This window comes from Kribbella amoyensis, assembly GCF_007828865.1.
GTDB classification, from domain to species: domain Bacteria; phylum Actinomycetota; class Actinomycetes; order Propionibacteriales; family Kribbellaceae; genus Kribbella; species Kribbella amoyensis.
Map to the genome: position 1 here is coordinate 4,570,579 of NZ_VIVK01000001.1, position 20,314 is coordinate 4,590,892.

Genomic DNA, 20,314 nt, shown 5'->3' on the forward strand with positions numbered 1-20,314 from the left:
ATGCTCGCCACAAACCGGAACATTACGGGCTGTCAACGGGGAAGGACGGTCTGTAGCAACTGTTCTTCTGTCCACCAAGCTAGAACCAATCCGGCCGGACCGCCAGAGCTGGGCCCGCGTGTCTCACCGAGCCCGCCCGGCCGGATCGCGGAGGACGGACCGGTGCGCGTGATCGAATGGCCGGGTGTTCCTGACGATCTCCACCACGACCGGAGAGCTCGGCGCCCCCGCGGCGGAGCTCGGGTACCTGCTGCACAAGAACCCGGCGCGACCGCAGTCGTTGGAGGTCACCGCCGGCCGCGTCCATGTGGTCTACCCGGAAGCGACCGACGAGCGCTGCACGGTCGCGGTACTGCTGGAGATCGACCCGATCGCGTTGGTGCGCGCCGGGCGCGGCAAGGCGACCGAGGGCTTCACCCTCGGCCAGTACGTGAACGACCGCCCGTACGCCGCGTCCAGCCTGCTGGCAGTGGCCCTCGGCAAGCTTTTCCGGACCGCGATGAGCGGCCGCTGCGACGCCCGTCCCGAGCTGGCCGCCCGGCCGATCGGGCTGACGATCGAGATCCCCGCGCTGCCCTGCAACGGCGGTCCCGCGCTCGCCGAGACGTTGTTCGGGCCACTCGGCTGGTCGGTTGACGCGGTGCCCGTCCCGCTCGACCCCGAGATCCCCGAGTGGGGCGATTCGCGGTACGTCCAGCTCACCCTTCGCGGGACGCTGAGGCTCGCGGACGCGCTCAACCATTTGTACGTACTGCTCCCGGTGCTCGACGACGCCAAGCACTACTGGGTCGGGTCGGACGAGGTCGACAAGCTGGTCCGCGCGGGCGACGGCTGGCTCGGCGCGCACCCGGACAAGGAGCTGATCAGCCGTCGGTACCTGGCGCACCGGCGATCCCTCGCGAACGCGGCGCTGGAGCGGTTCGCCGAGGCGGACGGCCTCGAGCTGACCGAGGAGAGCACGGCCGAGGTCGGCGACGACGCGGTCCCGGCCGAGCGGCCGGTCTCGCTGGCCGTCGAGCGGCGGACGGCGGTGGTCGAGGTCCTGCGCGAGCTCGGTGCGCGCCGCGTCGCCGACCTCGGCTGCGGTGAGGGCGCCCTGGTCGCCGAGCTGCTGCGCGACGGCCGGTACGACGAGGTGGTCGCGACCGACGTGTCCGCGGGTGAGCTGACGAGGGCGGAGCGCCGGTTGAACGTTCGCGAGATGTCCGACCGCCAACGCGAGCGGCTGCGGCTGTTCCAGTCGTCGGTGACGTACGCCGACGACCGGCTGGCCGGCCTGGACGCCGCGGTGCTGATGGAGGTGGTCGAGCACGTCGACCCACCGAGGCTGCCCGCCTTGGCCCGGGCCGTGTTCGGTGCCGCGCGCCCGGCGAACGTGGTCGTGACGACGCCGAACTCGGAGTACAACGTGCGGTACGAGTCGCTGCCCCCGGGGACGTTCCGGCACCGGGACCACCGGTTCGAGTGGGACCGGGCCGAGTTCCGCGACTGGGCCGACGAGGTCTGCCGCCGGCACGGGTACGAAGTGTCGTTCCGGCCGGTCGGTCCGGACGACCCGGAGGTCGGTCCGCCGACCCAGCTCGCCCTGTTCCGCCGGAAGGAGGCCGTGTGATGACGACGCTCGAGCTTCCCGCGCTGAGTCTGGTCGTGCTGGTCGGCGCCAGTGGTTCCGGCAAGTCCACGTTCGCGCGCCGGCACTTCCTCGGGACCGAGGTGGTCTCCAGCGACTTCTGCCGCGGGCTGGTCGCCGACGACGAGAACGACCAGGCCGCGACCAAGGACGCCTTCGAGATCCTGCACTTCATCGCCGGCAAGCGGCTGGCGGCCGGCCGGCTGACCGTGATCGACGCGACCAACGTGCAGCCCGAGGCCCGGCGCGAGCTGGTCGCGCTGGCCCGCGAGCACGACGTGCTGCCGGTCGCGATCGTGCTCGATCCGCCCGAGCGGGTGTGCGTCGAGCGGAACGAGCAGCGCGCGGACCGGCAGTTCGGCGCGAAGGTGATCGTCCGCCAGCGGTCCCAGCTGAAGCGTGGGCTGCGCAGCCTGAAACGCGAGGGGTTCCGCGGCGTCCACGTGCTCGGATCGGTCGAGGAGATCGACGCCGTCCGGATCGAGCGGACCAAGCTGTACAACGACCTCACCGACCAGACCGGCCCGTTCGACATCGTCGGCGACATCCACGGCTGCCGGGCCGAGCTTGAGACTCTGCTCACGGACCTGGGCTACGAGCTGACCCGGGACGAGCTCGGCCGCCCGGTGGACGCGCGGCACCCCGAGCGCCGGGCCGTGTTCGTCGGCGACCTGGTCGACCGCGGCCCCGACACCCCGGGCGTACTCCGGCTGGTCAGCGGAATGGTTGCTTCGGGCAACGCGTACAGCGTGGCCGGGAACCACGAGGACAAGCTGCTCCGGGCGTTGCGTGGCAAGAAGGTCAAGCTGAGCCACGGCCTGGCCGAGTCGCTGGACCAGCTGGCCGCCGAGCCGGCCGAGTTCCGGGCCGCGACGGAGAAGTTCATCGACGGGCTGATCTCGCACTACGTGTTCGACGGCGGCAACCTGGTCGTCGCGCACGCCGGCCTGGTCGAGCGGATGCACGGCCGCGCGTCCGGCCGGGTCCGGGCGTTCTGCCTGTACGGCGAGACGACGGGAGAGACCGACGAGTTCGGCCTCCCGGTCCGGTACCCGTGGGCGCAGGACTACCGCGGCCGCGCGACCGTCGTCTACGGGCACACCCCGACGCCCGAGCCGGAGTGGATCAACAACACGATCTGCCTCGACACCGGCGTCGTCTTCGGCGGCGCCCTCACCGCCCTCCGGTACCCCGAGCGCGAGCTGGTCTCGGTCCAGGCAGCCCAGGAGTACTACGCGCCCGCGAAGCCGCTGCACGCGGTGGCCGCGCCGGGTCGCGAGCCCGACGTCCTCGACATCACCGACGTCACCGGCCGCCGGGTGATCGAGACGTCGACCCACGGGCGGCTCAGCGTCCGCGCGGAGCAGGCCGGTGCGGCGCTGGAGGTGATGAGCCGGTTCGCGATCGACCCGCGGTTCCTGCTCTACCTGCCGCCGACGATGAGCCCGGTCGCGACGTCGAACGAGCCGGGGACCCTGGAACACCCGCGGCAGGCGTTCGAGGCGTACCAGGGTCAGGGCGTGACCGAGCTGGTGTGCGAGGAGAAGCACATGGGGTCGCGGGCCGTCGTCCTGGTCACCCGGGACGACGCGGTCGCGGAGAAGCGGTTCGGCCTGGCCGGGCGCGGCGCGGTGCACACACGGACCGGGCGATCGTTCTTCGGTCCCGAGCTCACCGACGAGCTGCTGCTCCGGCTCCGTACCGTCGTCGAGGAGGCCGGGCTGTTCGAGGAGCTGGACACGTCCTGGCTGTTGCTGGACGCCGAGCTGCTGCCGTGGAGTGCGAAGGCGGGTGACCTGCTGCGCAACCAGTACGCCGCGGTCGGTGCGGCCGCGCGTGCCTCCTTGCCCGCGGCAACGGCTGCGCTGGAGTCGGCGGCCGCGGGCGGGCTCGACGTGACTGACCTGCTGGACCGGACGAAGCGCCGGACCGAGAACGCGGGGCTCTTCACCGCGGCGTACCGGCAGTACTGCTGGCCGACCGAGGGGCTGGACGGGGTCCGGATCGCGCCGTTCCAGGTGCTCGCGTCCGAAGGGGCGACGTACCACGACCGGCCGCACGCGTGGCATCTCGGGATCGCGGATCGCCTGGTCGCGGCCGGGCCGTCGATGGTCACGCCGACCCGGCGGTTGTTCGTGGACGCGACGTCGTGGGACGCGGGCATCACCTGGTGGGAGGAGCTGACCGGGGTCGGTGGTGAGGGCATGGTGGTCAAGCCGGCCGCCAACCTGGTCCGTACCGCCAAGGGGCTGGCGCAACCCGGCCTGAAGGTCCGCGGCAGGGAGTACCTGCGCATCATCTACGGGCCCGACTACACCGAGCCGGCCAACTTCGACCGCCTCCGCAGCCGCAACCTCGGCCACAAACGCTCACTGGCACTGCGTGAGTACGCCCTCGGCCTGGAGGCTCTGGAGAGGGCGGCCCGATCCGAGCCGCTGTGGCGGATCCACGAGTGCGTGTTCGCCGTCCTGGCCCTCGAGTCGGAGCCGGTCGACCCCCGCCTCTGACGTCAGGAGGCGCAGTCGATGCAGGTACGGGTGGTGAGGCGGGCGAGCAGGCGCTCGGTCGCGATCGGCCTGCCGCAGGTCTCACAGCGGCCGTAGCTCCCGGCCTCGACGCGGACCAGCGCCTGGTCGAGCTCGGCCAGGCGCCGGCGTGCGTCGGCGAGCAGGGTCGTGGTCTGGGAGCGTTCGAACGCGATGGTCGACCCCTCCGGGTCGTGCTCGTCGTCGGTCGCCACCAGCCGGGAGGCCTCGACGATCGCCTCCAGGTCCCGCGTCAACGCGGCCACCCGCTCGGCGGTCGCCGCTCGATCGGCGGCCAGCGCCGTCCGTACCTGTTGGTCGTCCGGGCTCATCGATCCTCCCCGGGAGCCTGATCGGGTGACGGGCCCGATCAGGCCGGTGAGCTGGTCAGACCAGGCCGAGGGCGGTGCCCGCGGCGTCGGCCGCTTCCTGGCCGTAGGCGCCGGCCAGACGCTGGAGGAAGGCGGGGCGGTCCAGCTTGTACTCCTGGGTGCCGACGGTCTCCAGGACCGTGGTGGCCAGGGTGCAGCCGACCTGGGCGGCGGCCTCGTGGTCCAGGCCCGAGGCCCGGCCGGTCAGGTAGCCGGCCCGGAAGGCGTCGCCGCCACCGGTCGGGTCGACCAGGCCCGGGGTCGGGACGGCCGGGATCTTGGCCAGGACGCCCTCGGAGTTCTCGATCACCACACCGTCGCCGCCGTGGGTGGTGACGCGGACACCGACCCGGTCCAGGATCTCGGCGTGGCTCCAGCCGGTCTTCTGCACCATCAGGCCGGACTCGTACTCGTTGCTGAACAGGTAGGTCGCACCGTCGATCAGCTGCTTGATCTGCTCGCCCTCCATCCGGGCCAGCTGCTGCGACGGGTCGGCCGCCAACGCGATCCCGTGCTCCTTGGCCAGCGCCGTGTGCCGGAGCATGCCGTCCGGGTCGTCGGCGCCGACCAGGACCAGGTCGATCCCGCCGGTCGCGGCGTGGATCGCGCCCAGGTCGAGCTCCCGGGCCTCGGCCATCGCGCCGGTGTAGAAGGACGCGATCTGATTCGCGTCCAGGTCGGTGGTGCAGGTGAACCGGGCGGTGTGCAGGTTGTCGCAGATCCGGACGTGCGAGATGTCCACGCCGGCCTCGGTCAGCGCGGCGCCGTAGTCGGCGAAGTCGGAGCCGACCGAGCCGACCAGCAGCGACTCCCGGCCGAGCTGGGCCATCCCGTAGCAGATGTTCGCGCCGACGCCGCCGCGGTGGACGACGAGCTCGTCGACCAGGAACGACAGCGACACCTTGTGCATCTGCTCCTCGAGGAACTGGTCCTTGAACCGTCCGGGGAACGTCATCAGGATGTCGGTCGCGATCGATCCGGCGACGGCGATACGCATGCGGGGGTCTCCTCGGAGGGGTGGTTGTCGGTCGGTCGGGCAACCCGTAGAGACTACAGGCGACGGAACCATCACGATCAGGACGGCGGGAACCGATGGGGCATCAGGTACAGGTGACCGAGCAGTTGCACGACTACATGATCCGGCACGGCATGCCGCTGGACGCGATCGCCGAGGAGCTGGTGGCCGAGACCGAGCAGCTCGGCGGCCCGGCCCGGATGCTGACCACGCCCGACCAGGCGGGCCTGCTGACCACGCTGACCCGGCTGGTCTCGGCCCGGCGCGCGGTCGAGATCGGCACGTTCACCGGGTTCTCCGCGCTGGCGATCGCGCGCGGGCTGCCGGACGACGGTGAGCTGATCTGCCTCGACGTCAGCGAGGAGTGGACGTCGATCGCCCGCCGGTACTGGGAGCGGGCCGGGGTGGACACCAAGATCGACCTGCGGATCGGCGACGCGCACCAGTCGGTGGCCGAGCTGGACGGCGAATTCGATCTGGCCTTCGTGGACGCCGACAAGCCGGGGTACATCGAGTACTTCGAGCGGCTGGTGCCGCGGATCCGGCCGAACGGGCTGCTGTTGTTCGACAACACGCTGGCCGGCGGCAAGGTGGTCGGGCAGCACGACGAGGACCCGGTGGACCGCAAGGAGTTCAACGCCCACATCGCCAAGGACGAGCGTGTCGACGTCGTCATGCTCGGCATCGGCGACGGACTGACCCTGGTCCGCAAGCGGTGAGCCGCACCGCGCCCCGGCTCAGCGTCGCCGGCCTGCGGCACCTGTACGCCGACCGCGCGGTGATCGAGGACCTGTCGTTCACGCTGCCGGCCGGCCGGGCGATCGCCCTGGTCGGCCCGAACGGCTCCGGCAAGACCACGGTGCTGCGCTGCGTCGTCGGATCCGCGGAGCCGGCCGCCGGGAAGATCCTGCTGGACGGCGTCGCGGTCGACGAGCGGGCCGAGACGGTCCGCCGGGACGTCGCGGCGCTGCTCGACGACCTCGACTTCTTCCCCGACCTGACCGCGGCCGAGCACCTCGACCTGCTCGCCCGCGCCCACGGCAACCCGGAGCCCGAGGACCTCGTCGACACCCTGCTCGACGACGTCGGGCTGCTGGCGGCCGCGGACCAGCTGCCGAGTTCGCTGTCGTCCGGTCAGCGCCGGCGACTCGCCCTCGCGACGGCCCTGGTCCGGCCCCGGAAGCTGCTCGTGCTCGACGAGCCGGAGGCCCGGCTGGACACGGCCGGGGTCGCCTGGCTCGCGGAGCGCCTGCAGGAGGAGAAGGCGGCCGGTACGTCGATCCTGTTCGCCAGTCACGACCCGGACCTGGTGGCGGCCGTGGCGGACGACACCGTCGAGCTCACCCCACGGTCGTGAGCGCGGTGGACAACGAGGGCCCGGTCGTCTTCGATCCGGCCGACTTCGGCGCCGTCCCGCGGGCCAAGGAGCTGCGCCGGTGGATGCGCAAGGTCCGGCGGGGCAAGGCGGACCGCTCGTTCTGGCAGGTGTTCGAGGACGTCTACCTGGTGATCTTCGCGCTGGTGATGCTCGGCGCGACCGGCGGCAACGTCCTGCTGAACCTGAACGAGCGATCCTCCGCCTGTGCGTCGGCCTCGTGCTCCTGGCTGCTCGACACCGTGCCGTGGATCCTGCTGCCGCTGCTCGTCTCGTCGATGCTGCGCGTGCTGCTGAGCATCGGCCCGGTCTCCGCGTCCCGGGCGACCGGGTTCTGGCTGCTCTCCACTCCGGTGGATCGCGCAGCGCTGCTGCGGCCGACGTACCGGCTGGTGATGTTCGGCGCGGCGGTCGCCGGGATGGTGGCCGCGCTGGTCGGCTTCGCGCTCTTCGGTGCCGGGTGGACGACGGTCGGCGAGGCCGCGCTGCTGACGATCGTGCTGCTGGTCTGTACGGCGTGCGCGACCGTCTGGGCGCAGCAGGAGGCCGCGCGGACGCGGTGGGCGCTGCGCGTCGCCGACGGGTTCTTGGTGGTGGCCGCGATCCCCGCATTGGTGCTCGCCTTCCGGAACCGGTCCGTCGAGAGCGGGGACACCTTCAAGGGCCGCTTCATCGGTGTTGAGCCGGACCCGCTGCTCACCCCGGAGCAGGTCCGGCTGCTGATCCTCTCCGCTGTCGCGCTCGTGGTCGCGATAGCCCTGGTCGTGCTGACCGCGCGGCAGCTGAACCGGTTGCCGAAGCAGAGCGTCATCGCCGGTGGGGAACTGCTCGCCGGGATGGCGGGGGCGGCGATCACACTCGACGTCAGCCTGCTCGCCGACGTCGTCGCCGGCCGGCACTGGCGGACGGTCGGCCGGCTGAAGTCGCGCCGCGGTCGCGGGGCGCGGGTCCAGGCGATCGTCCATCGCGAGTTCCGCCGGGTCCTGCGCTGGCCGCGCCGGCTGATCGTGGCCGCCGGGCTGCTCGTCGTCCCGTACGCGGTCGCGGGCACGGGGTACGAGGTACTGGTCCCGCTCGCGGCCGGGATCGCGGGCTTCATCGCGACCCGGCCCCTGATGGACGGACTGCGCTCGGTCTGCCGCTCGACCGGCCTCGTCCGCGCCCTCGGGATGGAGCTGCGCGAACTCCGTGTCGCGATGGCCGTCGTCCCGGGTGTCTTCGTCACCGCGTGGATGGCGATCGCCTCACCGGCCCTCGGCAGCCCGGCCACCGCCTTCGCGGTCGCGGCGGGCGTCCTGACCGGAGTGGTCCGGCAAGCCTCGGCACCGCCCCCGTCGTACAGCGGCCCCCTGATCACCTCACCGGCAGGCGCCATCCCGCCCGGCCTGTTCTCCCAGCCGATGCGCGGCCCCGACCTCCTCCTGCTCTGTCTGGCTCCCGTGCTGCTCGGCTGGAGCGACCGCTGGATCCTCCTGATCCCAGCCGTCGTCCTGGCCATCCTCTTCGCCGTCAAACCAAAACAAGCCGCCTAGGCTCGCAGCCTCAGTCGAGGTGGCCTGTTTCTGGGTTGGTTTGGGCGAGGAAGTCGCGGATCGACTGCTCGTGCTCGGCCGGGGTCAGGGGGCGAGGGTCGGAGGAGGACGAGCTGTATCCGTAGCCGGCGTCCGGACCTGAGAGCCAGCTGTAGTCGTACGTTCCGGGCTGCCCTTGGCGCGGGGTGATCTCGAACCGCTCTCCGTCGACCTCGACCTGAACCGGTTGCTCCGCCACTGCCATCGACCGTCCCTCCACGTCCTCGCCCACCAGTTGCCGCGAGTCTAGGTCGCGTCCAAAACCTGCCTCGTCCAGCCGGCTTCCTTGCTGAGCCACTTGCGCTCGACCGCGGACGGCAGGTCGACGTCGTGGTGGCGGGCGAAGAGGATGAGCTGACAGAGTGCGTCGGCGAACTCGAGCTCGAGTGTCTCCCGCAGTTCCTCGGGCGTACGCCCCTTGGTGCGAGCGCGGCCCGTGGTCTGCAGATGAGCCTGGGTCAGCTCGCCGACTTCCTCCTGCAACTTGAGCAGGAACCAGTCCCCGGTCCGCTCGAATCCGTAGTGCTCGGCGTAGTTCGCCGACAACTTCTCCAGCCGCTCGGTCAGCTCCGTGATGTCCACCGCGCAACCCAACCAGGCTGCACCGACAAGACCGCGTCGGCGGATCACGCTGATCAGCGCTGGCGGGTCGCATGCGATGATTCGATCGGTTTCGATCGACTGTCCCGCGCAACGGATCCGGCTGCTGCCGGTGCTCCGGGTGTGCGACTCGACCGGCCCCGTCCCGGAAGGATCCGCCTGCTGATGTCATTGTCCGATCGCCTCCGCGCCACCGAGGACCGCACGCTCTCGCCGATCACCGGCTGGACCCGGGACACCTGGGGTCTGCTCGCCGACGACTTACTGCTCGCCGCTCGCCGCCACGGCACGCCCTTGCGGGCCGGCATCGCGTTCCCGGGCGCGCCCGGCGGGTACGGGAGTCGCGTCGACGCCCTCGAAGGGTTCGCCCGTACCTTCCTGGCGGCCGGGTTCCGGGTCGCGGGTGAGGGCGGGGCCGATCCGAACGGTTTCCTCGACTGGTACGCCGAGGGGCTGGCGGCCGGGGTCGATCCGGAGTCACCCGAGCGGTGGGTCCGCCTGGACGAGCACGACCAGGCGAAGGTGGAGGCCGCGTCGATCGCGTTGGTGCTGCACCTGACCCGGCCGTGGTTGTGGGACCGCCTCGACGACCGGGTCCGCGAGCAGACCGTCGACTACCTGGCCGCCGCGGTCGGGGTGCCGTACCACCCGAACAACTGGCTGTGGTTCCAGATCGTCACGCAGACCTTCCTCGCCTCGGTCGGCGGGCCGTCGTCGGCGACCGACATCGAGGCCGACCTGGCTGCGCTGGAGGAGTGGGCGCAACCCGACGGCTGGTACTCCGACGGTGCCGCCCGCTCGTACGACCACTACGCCGGCTGGGCGTTGCAGTTCTATCCGCTGCTGTGGCTGGAGATGGCCGAGGGGCAGGCGGCGGCCGAAAAGATGCGGGCCACCTACCTGCGACGCGCCGAGCAGTACTTGGGGGACGGGCTGCGGTTGATCGGGGCCGACGGCTCACCGCTGATCCAGGGGCGCAGCCTGACTTATCGCTTCGCGGCGGCAGCGCCTTTCTGGGCGGCCGCGCGGGCCGAGGTCGCCGCCGATCCGGGTCAGCTCCGGCGGGCCGCGAGCGGGATCACTCGGCACTTCGTGGACGCGGGCGCCCCGGACGAGGACGGCCTGCTCACCCTCGGATGGCACGGCGCTTGGCGTCCGATCGCGCAGAACTACTCGGGCCCCGGTTCGCCGTACTGGGCGTCGAAGGGCCTGCTCGGCCTGAGCCTGCCCGCGGATCACCCGGCTTGGACCGCAGTCGAGCAGCCGCTGCCGGTGGAGGTGGGGGAGCAGGCGGTCGTGATGGAGTCGCCGGGCTGGCTGGTCAGCTCGACGCCACGGGACGGCATCGTGCGCGTGGTCAACCACGGCACCGATCACGCGTCGCCCGGTGATGTGTTGCGCGACGGGCCGCTGTACGCGCGGCTGACGTACTCCACAGCGACCAGTCCGATCCTGGCCGGGGAAGGGCTGGAGAGTCCGCTCGACGCCTCGGTGGTGCTGCTCGACGACGAAGGCCGCGCCACCTCACGAACCGGCTTCACCCGAGGCCCGATCGGCCGCCTTCCCTCGGGCACGATGTACGCCGCGTCCCACGGGAAAGCGCATTGGGTCGAAGCCGACCACACCGACAACGACCTCGGCTGGGGCCGCCCAGGACCAGCCGAACCCGCCGCCGACCTGGAGGTCTGGTCCTACGTCCGCGGCGACTGGGAAGTACGCCTGATCAGAGTCGGCCCAGGCAACCGTGGCGCAGCTCTACGCGTCGGCGGAACCGCGATCCCCACCGACGACGACACCCTGCAATCACTGGTACTCGACCTCGGTGGCCTACCGATCGCCTCCGACGTCGAAGCCGACAACGCAACCCCGCTGTCGCTCCGAACCACAGTCCCCTGCCGCACGACCGACGGCAGCCCCATCGAGGGCCACTGGTACGCCGCAGCCCTGGCAACAGGCCGAGGCCCGCTCCAACCCTCTCCAACCCTCAACCACACCCCCGAAGGCCAACCCCAAGAAATCCACTGGCCCGACACCACCACAGACCCCCTGAACCTCACCAAAAGCTGAAACCCAGAAACCATCGCGATGAGGTAGGGCGGTCATGCCGCTCGGCGGCTTGCTCCTCGTCGTCTCGGGCCGGGTACGCGAGCAAGCTCGCGGCTGGATGAAGGTAGAGCGTGCGCCCGGGCCGAGGCGGGTGGTTGCCGACCACCGACGGCTCGACCACCAGCCGATCACCGCCGCCTGGCCTCACGCTCAGGGGACACCGATCCGCGAGCTCGCTCGCGTACCCAGCCCAGAGCACCGAAGTGTGAACCGCCGGGCAGCACGACCGCACCGCCTCACCCGACCGCACGCTCCGCCTCAACCCACCCGCGAGCTCACTGGTGGACCCTGGTGGTGTTGGTGGCCGTGGATGGTTACCGATGCACCCCTGGGGGCCGTCGGATCATCGCCGTGCGAGCTGGATGCTGGGGGATGTCCGGAGCAAGTTGTGCGGGGTTCGGCGGTTTCTGGGTCATGCCGACCGTCGACAGGGCTTTGCGCCGTGGAGCGCCGACAGTGAGCGATGCGGCAGTCGTGGCCTGGACCCCGCACCCAAAAGGGGTGCCTCCCCACTGGGACTAGCAGCGAGGAGGCTGACGTGGAGTCTGCCAGAAACACCCTGTCCGAGGAACCACTCAACGGTGTGACCGCCGGTCTGGACTGGGCGCGTGATGATCATGCGGTCGCGGTGGTCGATGGCCGCGGTGTCGAGTGTGAGCGCTGGACGGTTCCCAACACCGGCCCGCAGCTGCGGCGGCTGGTCGAGCGGCTGCAGAAACTGGGCGTGGCCGAGGTAGCGATCGAACGCGGTGACGGCCCGGTCGTGGCGGCACTGCTCGAGGCCGGACTCACCGTGGTGGTGATCAGCCCGAACCAGTTGAGGAACCTGCGCGGCCGGTACGGATCGGCCGGGAACAAAGACGACCGGTTCGACGCGTTCGTGCTGGCCGACACCCTGCGCACCGACCGGGCCCGGCTGCGGCCACTCACCCCTGACAGCCCCGCCACGATCACCCTGCGCCAGACCTGCCGGGCCCGCAAAGACCTGGTCGAACACCGCGTGGCCGTGGCCAACCAGCTACGCGCCCACCTGTTGATCAACTTCCCCGGCGCGGTCGGACTGTTCAACCGGATCGACGCCCCGATCAGCCTGCGGTTCCTGACCCCGGTTCGACTGCCAAGACCGCGCCGACTGGCTCACCCCGACCCGGCTGGCCGCCTGGCTCCGCTCGACCGGCTACTGCGGCCGCACCAGCCCCGCCGTCCTGCACACCCGGCTAACCACCGCACCCCGCGGCACCACCGGCCCCGCCAGCACCGCCAACCGCCACATCACCCACGCCCTGGTCGCCGTCCTGACCTGTCTCAACACCCAGATCACCACCCTGAACGACCAGATCGCCACCCAACTCGCCCACCACACCGACGCGCACATCTTCACCAGCCTGCCCCGCTCCGGCACCATCCGCGCCGCCCGCCTACTCAGCGAACTCGGCGACTGCCGCGCCCGCTACCCCACCCCACAAGCCCTGACCTGCCTGGCCGGCGTCGCTCCCACCACCCGCCAATCAGGCACCCAACGCACCGTCCACTACCGCTTCGCCGCCGACAAACAACTCCGCGACGCCATCTGCGACTTCGCCGCCGACTCCCGCAAAACCAACCCCTGGGCCGCCAACCTCTACCACCAAGCCCGCAACCGCGGACACACCCACCCCCACGCCGTCCGCATCCTCGCCCGCGCCTGGCTCCACATCATCTGGCACTGCTGGCAACAACACACCCCCTACCAACCCACCCACCACCACGCACTCCAACGCCTACTCACACCCCAAACCAACCACCCACGTTGACACAGGACACTTGCTCGCGTACCCAGCCCAGAGCAACGAAGAGTGAACCGCCGGGATCCAGCCGGCAGTTCACTCTTCGAAGGTTTTTCTCTTGTGTACTTAGGCTTTTGGCTCGGTCTCGTCAGGAGCCGTGGCGGGCGGCTCCTCGACCGGTGGGATGTTGGCCGCGTTCGGCAGCGCCGCCAGGATCGCGTTGAACCGCCGAACGTAGTCCTGGTACCGCCCGGCCTCCTGGTTCACCAACCCCTGGACCCGCCGCTGCATGTCGGCGTAGCGCCCTTCCTCCTGGTCGATCAGCGCCTGCACGCGGTTCGCCAGGTCCGCGTAGCGCTGCGCCTCGGCGGCCTGGAACTTCCTCAGCTCGGCGAGAACCTCGTCGGCGTTTGCCATGTCGTCTCCATCGGGTCCGGCCTTCAGTACGGTGGCCAGGTCGGTGCGGAACTTGTTCATCGGGCAGTGGCCCGGGTCGTTCTTGCGGCGGGTGTGCTCGCGGTGCGCGATCACCGACAGCGCACTCCACCCGTGGAAGTCGCAGACGGCCGCCGCGTACAGCAGCGCCGTCCGGTACGCGGCTGCCGTCATCGGCTTGGCCCCGTCGTACCGGATCTCGTTGCCGTAGTAGTGCGCGTTGCCGTTCACCCCGTCGGCACCAGGGCGCAGCTCCGAGGTGTACCCCGCGTAGTTCTGCGCGGTCACCCGGCTCAGCGTCGTCTGCGATCCGCTGCCGGCGTGGTTCGCCCGGCCGACCGCGCCGAGATGCAGATCGCCGTCCATGTCCGTCGCCACGTTGCACAACGGACCCGGGATGCCGTCCTCGGGCCGGCCGCGGACGAAGAGGAAATCCAGGTAGTCGTTGCTCTGCGAGTTGCTGCCGGTGTGGTGGACGAGGATGCCGCGCGCGTCCGTGATCCCGCCCGGTCGCCCACGTGTCCGCCAGCCTGGGTACTCGCGGTACTTGACGCCCCACTTCTTCAGGGCCGCCACCAACTGATCAGCCGTCATCGGCCTGGCCAAGACAACACCTCACTCGCCTCACAGGGGCCCGCCGTCACCATCAGTGGTGAGCCTTCCACGTACCGTATGGCCCAGGTCGGCCAGGCATCAACCTCTCTGGCCAATCGCCGGGCCCGGCGAGACGCTGGACGAGGGGCCGAGCACGAGGAGGGGGACCATGGTGAGCGGAGGACGGGCGACGGACGGACCGGCGAGCGCAAAGGACCGGGCGGCGTCGGGGAAGGCTGCTCGCGCCGACGTTCCGCGTTCGGCGCATTCCGAGTTCAAGCCGGGTGACCAGCGGAATCCGGTCGGGTTGCTGCTCAGTCAGGACGAGACCCGGGTCCCCGAACTGGTCCCGATCCGGCACGGGCGGATGCTGGCCTCGCCGTTCGCGTTCTTCCGCGGGGCGGCGCTGGTGATGGCCGCGGACCTCAGTACGACGCCGACGTCGGGACTGCGGACCCAGCTCTGCGGGGACGCCCACCTGTCGAACTTCGGGGCGTACGCGTCGCCCGAGCGGCGGCTGGTGTTCGACATCAACGACTTCGACGAGACCTTGCCCGGCCCGTTCGAGTGGGACGTCAAACGGCTGGCCACCAGCTTCGTGGTCGCGGGCCGGGACAACGGATTCGGCCGCAAGCAGTGCCGCAAGGCCGCGCTCGCCTCGGTGACCAGCTACCGCGAGGCGATCCGCGACTTCGCCCGGCAGCCGATCCTCGCGGTCTGGTACGCGCACCTGGACGTCGAGGAGGTCGTCGCCAGTTATCGCGCGTCGCTGTCCGCGCGCCAGCTCAAACAGCGCAAGGACCGGTTCAAGCGGGCCGACTCGGTGGTCGCGAAGGCGCACAGCCACGACCGCCTGCAGGCCATCGGCAAGCTGACCCGACCGGCGGAGGGGCGCCGGCGGATCGTCTCCGACCCGCCCTTGATCGTCCCGGTCGAGAACCTGGCCGGGGTGGACACCGACTTCGTGTTCACCCGGCTCCGCGACCTGGTCCTGGCCTACCGCGAGACGCTCCAGTCGGATCGCGGCCACCTGCTCGACCACTTCACCTTGTCCGACATCGCGCACAAGGTGGTCGGGGTCGGCAGCGTCGGGACCCGGGCGTGGATCCTGCTGATGGAGTCCACCGTCGAGAACGACGCGCTGCTGCTCCAGGCCAAGCAGGCCGGCCCGTCGGTCCTGAGCGGGTTCGCCGGCACGTCGGAGTACGAGAACCAGGGGCACCGGGTGGTCGCCGGGCAACGGGTCATGCAGGCGACCAGCGACATCTTCCTGGGCTGGCTGCGGACGATCACGCCGGAGGGGACCGAGGACGACTACTACGTCCGCCAGTTGCGGGACTGGAAGCTCTCCGCCGATATCGCCGAGCTGAGTCCGAAGGACCTGCACCGGTACGCCGAACTCTGCGGCTGGACCCTGGCCCGGGCGCACGCGCGAGCCGGTGACCGGTTCGCGATCGCCGCGTACCTGGGCAAGTCGGAGGCGTTCGACCACGCCGTCGCCGACTTCGCGGAGAGTTACGCCGACCAGAACGAACTGGACCACCAGGCGCTCGCCGATGCGATCGCGTCGGGACGGGCGACCGCGTCCACCGGGCTCTGACCGGGATCGGGACCACTCTCGACCGAGGGCTGACCGATCGCCTCCTTACTGGTCTTCGAGCAGCGGCAGGAGTTGGTTGCCGACGCGGATGATCTCCTCGCGGTACGGGGTGTCGGAGAGGATGAAGTGGGTGATGCCGAGGTCCTGGTACTTGCGCAGTGACTTGGCGACGTCCTCGGCCGAGCCGACCAGCCAGGTGGTGCCCGCGCCGCCACCGCCGTACTTGCCGGGGGCGGTGTAGAGGTTGTCGTCGAGGACGTCGCCGCGGTCGGCGAGTTCGAGCAGGCGTTGCTGGCCGACGGCCCTGAAGCGGCGCTCGTCGCGGAAGTTGTTGTCCCGCGCCATCTGCTCCACCTTGGCCTCGGCGTCGGTCCACGCCTGCTCGGTGGTGTCGCGGATCAGCGTCGTGATCCGCAGGCCGTACTCCAGTGGGGCGTGGTCGCGGCCGAGCTCGGACTGCAGTCCTTGGAGCCGGTCGATGCGTTCGGCGATGCCGTCGCGCGGTTCGCCCCAGAAGAGCTGCACGTCCGCGTCCGTGGCGGCCACCCGCTCGGCTGCCGCGGACGCACCGCCGAAGTACAGCCGCGGGTGCCGCCGACCCTCGCGCACAGCGGGGCGGGTGGCGACCGTCGATCCGGTGACCGAGAAGTACTCGCCCTGGTACGTCACGTCCTCCTCGGTCCACAGCCGACGGACCAACTGGAGGAACTCCTTCGTCCGGGCGTACCGCTGTGCCTGGTCGCCCTCGGAGTCGCCGTACGCCGCGAGGTTGTCCTGGCCGGAGACGATGTTGATCAGCAGCCGGCCGTCGCTGAGCTGGTCGAGCGTGGACGCGGCCGAGGCGAAGTGGGCCGGGTGCCAGTAGCCCGGGCGGATCGCGACCAGCGGCTGGAACGTACTGGTCCGCGCCGCGAGCGCGGTCCCCACGGTGAGCGTGTCCGGGCGACCCCAGCCGGTGCCGAGCAACGCGCCGCCCCACCCGTGGTCCTCGGTGAGGCGGGCCAGGTCGGTCAGCCGGTTCAGGCTGTTGTGGCCCTCGACGGTGTCGTCGCCGCGGTGACCGGGCTGGACCTGATTGGGGATGTACCAGAGGAACTCGAGACTCATGCGCGGGCCCTTCGTGGCGGAGTGACCGCCGGCTGAGACGGTGAGCGGGACTGCAAAAAATTCTATTTCAATCTGATTAGTAGACATTGCGTCGTCTCATCGCCCGAACAGAAGGACCCACCGATGACCCACGAGACCAGTTACCACGCCGCCGACCAGCGATACGAGCGACTGGAGTACCGCCGCGCGGGCGCCTCCGGGCTCGACCTGCCCGCGTTCTCGCTCGGGTTGTGGCAGAAGTTCGGTACCGACTACCCGTTCACGACACAGCGCGAGATCGTGCTGCACGCGTTCGACCTGGGCATCACGCACATCGACAACGCCAACCGGTACGGTCCGCCGCACCGCGCCGCGGAGAAGCTCCTCGGCCGCCTGCTCCGGACCGACCTCGCGCCGTACCGCGACGAACTCGTGATCGCAACCAAGGCCGGCAACCCGATCGGCCCGAGCCCGTACTTCAAGGGTGGCTCCCGCAAGTCGCTGCTGAGCTCGCTCGACCACAGCCTGCGCGACCTCGGCACCGACTACGTGGACATCTTCTACCACCACCGCCCGGACCCCGGGACGCCGCTGGAGGAGACGGTTGGCGCCCTGGTCAGCGCGGTCGAACAGGGCAAGGCGTTGTACGTCGGCCTCTCCAACTACCCGACCGATCGCGCTCATGAAGCGGCTGCGCTTCTCCGCCGAGCCGGGGTCCCGCTGCTCGTCCACCAGCCGCGGTACTCCCTCTTCGACCGCACCACGGAGACGTCCGGCCTGCTCAAACAAGCGGCCGTCGACGGTTTCGGCCTGGTCGTCTACAGCCCGCTCGCCCAGGGTCTGCTCACCGACAAGTACCTGGACGGCACGATCCCGCCGAACGCCCGCGCCGCGAACAGCGCCTTCCTCTCGCCCGACCAGCTCGACGAGTCATACCGGGAGCGCGCCACGGCGCTCAACCAGCTCGCCCTGAATCGCGGCCAGTCCCTTGCCCAACTCGCCCTTCAATGGGTCCTCCGCCAACCCGAGGTCACCAGCGCGATCCTCGGTGCGAGCTCCACGGCCCAGCTCGACCACAACCTCGCCGCCCTCGACTTCCCACCTCTCACCGAGGAAGAGCTCGCACAGATCGACAGGACGTAGGCGCTGTCGGCCGGTATGGCTGAGCGTCCGGCTCGGTCAGGTGGGCCTGGCTGGGTCCACCACGTCCTGTCCGGCTGCACGGTGAACGCGCAGACCGTCCACGAGGAGGGTGATCAGGCGCTGCGACTGCTCCCGCTGCCGGTCAGGCGCGGCAGCGATCGCCGCGCCGGCCATCCCGGCGACGAGGTCGTCGGGGGTGACGTCGTCCCGGAACGTTCCGGCGGTCACGCCGGCGGCCAGGAGGTACTGGGCCGCGTCGGCGAGCCGGGCCCGGGTGTCGGTCTGGGTGATGGTGCCTGAGGCAACCAATGCCCGGAGGTCGTCGCCCATCACCCGTTTCGAGTCGACGAAGTCGAGATAGTGCTGCATCCAGGTGAGCAACGCCGCATCGGGCGGACCGGCCTCCGCCAGGGCCGGTGCAGCGTCGCATACCCGGGCGAGTTCCTGGCGGTAGACCGCCTCGAGCAGCGCCTCCCTGGTCGGGAAGTGCCGGTACAGCGTCGCGATGCCCACGCCGGCCCGGGCCGCGATCTTGTCGAGGGACAGGCGTACAGCCTCGCCGTCGCGCGCGGCCTGGGTGAGCTCGGCCAGCTCGTCACCGGCCGCGGTCACCACCTGTTCGCGTTTCCGCGCTGCGTCCCTGCGCATAAGTGGAGAAACCTCCAGTTCGTGGTACGGTCGGTTCAGAACGGAGAAATCTCCATTTCCGCCACCACTCTACCTGGGGAGCACGCTGATGACACCTCAACGACCAGGCGGCACCCTGCGACTGGGGCCGTACGAGATCAGCCGGATCGGGTACGGCGCGATGCAGCTCGAGCACGTCGACGGCGCAGCAGCCGGGGACCTCCTCCGCCGGGCCGTCGAGCTGGGCGTCAACCACTTCGACACCGCCTCGTTCTACGGTCACGCGACCGTCAACGGCCATCTCCGCGCGGCGTTCCACCCCTACCCGGACGACCTCGTCCTCGTGAGCAAGGTCGGAGCGCGCCGCGTGGACGCGCCGTTTCCGCTCGTCCCCGCTCAGCGGCCGGAAGAGTTGCGGGAGCAGGTTCAGCTCGATCTCGCGACGCTCGGGCTGGAGCAGGTGCCGGTCGTCAACCTGCGTCGCGCGGACCGGGGCCCGGGGATCAGCGTCGAGGGGGACCAGGCCGTCCCGCTCGACGACCAGCTCGCCGAGCTGATTGCCCTGCGCAACGAAGGACTGATCGGCGGGATCGGTCTGAGCAACGTCGGTACCGAGCAGCTCGAGCAGGCGTTGCCGGCCGGGATCGTCTGCGTCCAGAACGCCTACAGCGTGCTCGACCGCTCCTCGGAGGAGCTGCTGAAGCTGTGCGCGGCGAACGGCATCGCGTGGATCCCGTTCTTCCCCTTGGGCTCGGCCTTCGACGGGCTGCCGTCGCCCACCGAGCATGCGGTGGTCCAGAAGATCGCCGCAGAGCTCGGCGTCTCGCCGGCCGTAGTCAGCCTGGCCTGGATCCTCGCCCACGACGAGTACACCGCGCTCATCCCCGGCACCCGCAGCATCGAGCACCTCGAGGACAACGTCCGCACCGCCGAAGTACGCCTCGATGCCGAAGCGCTCAGGCTCCTGGACGGCATCGCATCCTGAGCCGGGCTGTCCTCAGGGCGTGCCGAGGACGGACAGTAGCTGCAGCCGCTCGTAGCTGTCGCTGCCCGGTACGGCGGTGTAGACGAGCAGTGAGTGCGACTGGTCGGGGTCCTGCAGGATCTGGCAGTTCAGTTCCAGCAGCCCGACGGTCGGATGCTGGTACCGCTTGACCTCGCGCGGCCGCAGACCGATCTCGTGGTCCTTCCACAGAGCACGGAACTCCTCGCTCTGCCCGGAGAGCAGGTCCGCGAGGTACGCCGCGCGGGAGCCGGGTCCGCGCAGGGTGACCACCCGGCGGAGGCCCGAGACGTACATCCGTGAGTAGAAGGCGTGGTCCTCGGCCGGGTGAAGGTCGCGGGCGGCCGGTTCGGTGAACCAGCGGTACCCGATGCTCCGCGCCGGTCCGCTGAACCTGGCCAGATCCCCGACGAGCGCGATCCCCGGCGGGGTCTGGCGCAACGTCTCACCGAGCTCGGTGACGATCTCCGCCGGGGTGTCGACGAGGCGGTCGAGGATCCGCAGCATTCCTGGGCTGATGTGGTCGCTGCCTGGTCCACGGGTCGGCGGTTGGTGCCCGGCGAGCCGGAACAGGTGGTCGCGTTCGTCGAGGGACAGGTGCAGTCCCTGGGCGATCGACGCGATCATCTGCTCCGACGGGTGCGGCCCGCGCTCCCGTTCCAGGCGCGAGTAGTAGTCGGTCGACATGTGGCAGAGCACGGCGACCTCCTCGCGGCGCAGCCCGTCGGTCCGCCGGCGCTGCCCCCGCGGCAGTCCGACGTCCTCCGGTTGCAACGCCTCCCGGCGACTTCGGAGGAACGCGGCGAGTCCGCTTCGATCGATCATGCTCGCCATGGTCTCGTGCGAACGGACCGGTGAGCCACGGAT

At 70.5% G+C, this 20,314-nt stretch carries 18 protein-coding genes and 1 pseudogene; 11 read left to right on the top strand and 8 right to left on the bottom strand.

Going from position 1 to position 20,314, the window contains the following annotated elements:
• Positions 1 to 184: 184 nt before the first annotated feature.
• Together FB561_RS21545 and FB561_RS21550 are read left to right on the top strand one after the other, a co-directional pair.
• Positions 185 to 1,612 carry a 3' terminal RNA ribose 2'-O-methyltransferase Hen1 gene (locus FB561_RS21545; RefSeq protein ID WP_145809539.1) on the top strand — a complete coding sequence of 476 codons (1,428 nt, stop codon included), beginning with the start codon at positions 185 to 187 and terminating at the stop codon, positions 1,610 to 1,612.
• The gene (locus FB561_RS21550) at positions 1,612 to 4,137 is read left to right on the top strand and encodes a polynucleotide kinase-phosphatase (protein ID WP_145809541.1); all 2,526 of its coding nucleotides are present in this window, start codon (positions 1,612 to 1,614) and stop codon (positions 4,135 to 4,137) included. Before FB561_RS21545 ends, FB561_RS21550 begins: the two co-directional genes overlap by 1 nt.
• Before the next feature lie 2 nt (positions 4,138 to 4,139).
• On the opposite strand, the gene FB561_RS21555 is transcribed toward FB561_RS21550, so the two are convergent.
• Positions 4,140 to 4,487 (bottom strand): TraR/DksA family transcriptional regulator, encoded by a 348-nt coding sequence (locus tag FB561_RS21555; RefSeq protein WP_145809542.1) that lies wholly within the window; start codon positions 4,485 to 4,487, stop codon positions 4,140 to 4,142.
• Between the two features lie 55 nt (positions 4,488 to 4,542).
• Positions 4,543 to 5,523 (bottom strand): carbohydrate kinase family protein, encoded by a 981-nt coding sequence (locus FB561_RS21560; protein WP_145809544.1) that lies wholly within the window; start codon positions 5,521 to 5,523, stop codon positions 4,543 to 4,545.
• A gap of 95 nt (positions 5,524 to 5,618) precedes the next feature.
• Here FB561_RS21560 and FB561_RS21565 point away from each other — a divergent pair, with 95 nt between their 5' ends.
• Genes FB561_RS21565 through FB561_RS21575 form a run of 3 tightly spaced genes read left to right on the top strand, consistent with a single transcriptional unit; the run spans position 5,619 to position 8,448 of the window.
• Positions 5,619 to 6,260, top strand: a complete 642-nt coding sequence (locus FB561_RS21565) for an O-methyltransferase (protein ID WP_145809546.1) — start codon at positions 5,619 to 5,621, stop codon at positions 6,258 to 6,260.
• Complete coding sequence (locus tag FB561_RS21570; RefSeq protein ID WP_145809548.1) at positions 6,257 to 6,898, top strand: ABC transporter ATP-binding protein; 642 nt, start codon at positions 6,257 to 6,259, stop codon at positions 6,896 to 6,898. Before FB561_RS21565 ends, FB561_RS21570 begins: the two co-directional genes overlap by 4 nt.
• The gene (locus FB561_RS21575) at positions 6,895 to 8,448 is read left to right on the top strand and encodes a DUF6297 family protein (RefSeq protein WP_238334957.1); all 1,554 of its coding nucleotides are present in this window, start codon (positions 6,895 to 6,897) and stop codon (positions 8,446 to 8,448) included. Before FB561_RS21570 ends, FB561_RS21575 begins: the two co-directional genes overlap by 4 nt.
• 10 nt (positions 8,449 to 8,458) lie before the next feature.
• Here FB561_RS21575 and FB561_RS21580 read toward each other — a convergent pair whose 3' ends face one another.
• Complete coding sequence (locus FB561_RS21580) at positions 8,459 to 8,692, bottom strand: hypothetical protein (RefSeq protein ID WP_145809550.1); 234 nt, start codon at positions 8,690 to 8,692, stop codon at positions 8,459 to 8,461.
• A gap of 41 nt (positions 8,693 to 8,733) precedes the next feature.
• Entirely contained in the window at positions 8,734 to 9,069 is a 336-nt protein-coding gene (locus tag FB561_RS21585) for a nucleoside triphosphate pyrophosphohydrolase family protein (RefSeq protein ID WP_202880695.1), read from the bottom strand.
• 183 nt (positions 9,070 to 9,252) lie between these two features.
• Between FB561_RS21585 and FB561_RS21590 the strand changes: the two genes are divergently transcribed.
• From FB561_RS21590 to FB561_RS38700, 3 genes and pseudogenes are all read left to right on the top strand, one after another.
• Positions 9,253 to 11,154: a DUF2264 domain-containing protein gene (locus FB561_RS21590; protein WP_145809553.1), complete on the top strand. Its 1,902-nt coding sequence runs from the start codon at positions 9,253 to 9,255 to the stop codon at positions 11,152 to 11,154.
• Between the two features lie 502 nt (positions 11,155 to 11,656).
• Positions 11,657 to 12,229: pseudogene (locus FB561_RS38695) on the top strand (IS110 family transposase); the annotation flags it as partial.
• Between the two features lie 337 nt (positions 12,230 to 12,566).
• Complete coding sequence (locus tag FB561_RS38700) at positions 12,567 to 12,986, top strand: transposase (protein WP_475422035.1); 420 nt, start codon at positions 12,567 to 12,569, stop codon at positions 12,984 to 12,986.
• Between the two features lie 99 nt (positions 12,987 to 13,085).
• Here FB561_RS38700 and FB561_RS21600 read toward each other — a convergent pair whose 3' ends face one another.
• Complete coding sequence (locus FB561_RS21600) at positions 13,086 to 14,000, bottom strand: peptidoglycan recognition protein family protein (protein WP_170284735.1); 915 nt, start codon at positions 13,998 to 14,000, stop codon at positions 13,086 to 13,088.
• 157 nt (positions 14,001 to 14,157) lie between these two features.
• Between FB561_RS21600 and FB561_RS21605 the strand changes: the two genes are divergently transcribed.
• Entirely contained in the window at positions 14,158 to 15,588 is a 1,431-nt protein-coding gene (locus FB561_RS21605) for a DUF2252 domain-containing protein (RefSeq protein ID WP_145809555.1), read from the top strand.
• A 45-nt stretch (positions 15,589 to 15,633) separates the two neighbouring features.
• Here the strand turns inward: FB561_RS21605 and FB561_RS21610 are convergent, their stop codons facing one another.
• Positions 15,634 to 16,695 (bottom strand): LLM class flavin-dependent oxidoreductase, encoded by a 1,062-nt coding sequence (locus FB561_RS21610; RefSeq protein ID WP_145809557.1) that lies wholly within the window; start codon positions 16,693 to 16,695, stop codon positions 15,634 to 15,636.
• 123 nt (positions 16,696 to 16,818) lie between these two features.
• Between FB561_RS21610 and FB561_RS21615 the strand changes: the two genes are divergently transcribed.
• Positions 16,819 to 17,817: an aldo/keto reductase gene (locus tag FB561_RS21615; RefSeq protein ID WP_145809558.1), complete on the top strand. Its 999-nt coding sequence runs from the start codon at positions 16,819 to 16,821 to the stop codon at positions 17,815 to 17,817.
• 36 nt (positions 17,818 to 17,853) lie between these two features.
• Here FB561_RS21615 and FB561_RS21620 read toward each other — a convergent pair whose 3' ends face one another.
• Positions 17,854 to 18,465 carry a TetR/AcrR family transcriptional regulator gene (locus FB561_RS21620; RefSeq protein ID WP_145809559.1) on the bottom strand — a complete coding sequence of 204 codons (612 nt, stop codon included), beginning with the start codon at positions 18,463 to 18,465 and terminating at the stop codon, positions 17,854 to 17,856.
• A gap of 88 nt (positions 18,466 to 18,553) precedes the next feature.
• Between FB561_RS21620 and FB561_RS21625 the strand changes: the two genes are divergently transcribed.
• Positions 18,554 to 19,429 carry an aldo/keto reductase gene (locus FB561_RS21625; RefSeq protein ID WP_145809561.1) on the top strand — a complete coding sequence of 292 codons (876 nt, stop codon included), beginning with the start codon at positions 18,554 to 18,556 and terminating at the stop codon, positions 19,427 to 19,429.
• Between the two features lie 12 nt (positions 19,430 to 19,441).
• Here FB561_RS21625 and FB561_RS21630 read toward each other — a convergent pair whose 3' ends face one another.
• Complete coding sequence (locus FB561_RS21630) at positions 19,442 to 20,272, bottom strand: helix-turn-helix transcriptional regulator (protein ID WP_170284736.1); 831 nt, start codon at positions 20,270 to 20,272, stop codon at positions 19,442 to 19,444.
• Positions 20,273 to 20,314 lie beyond the last annotated feature (42 nt).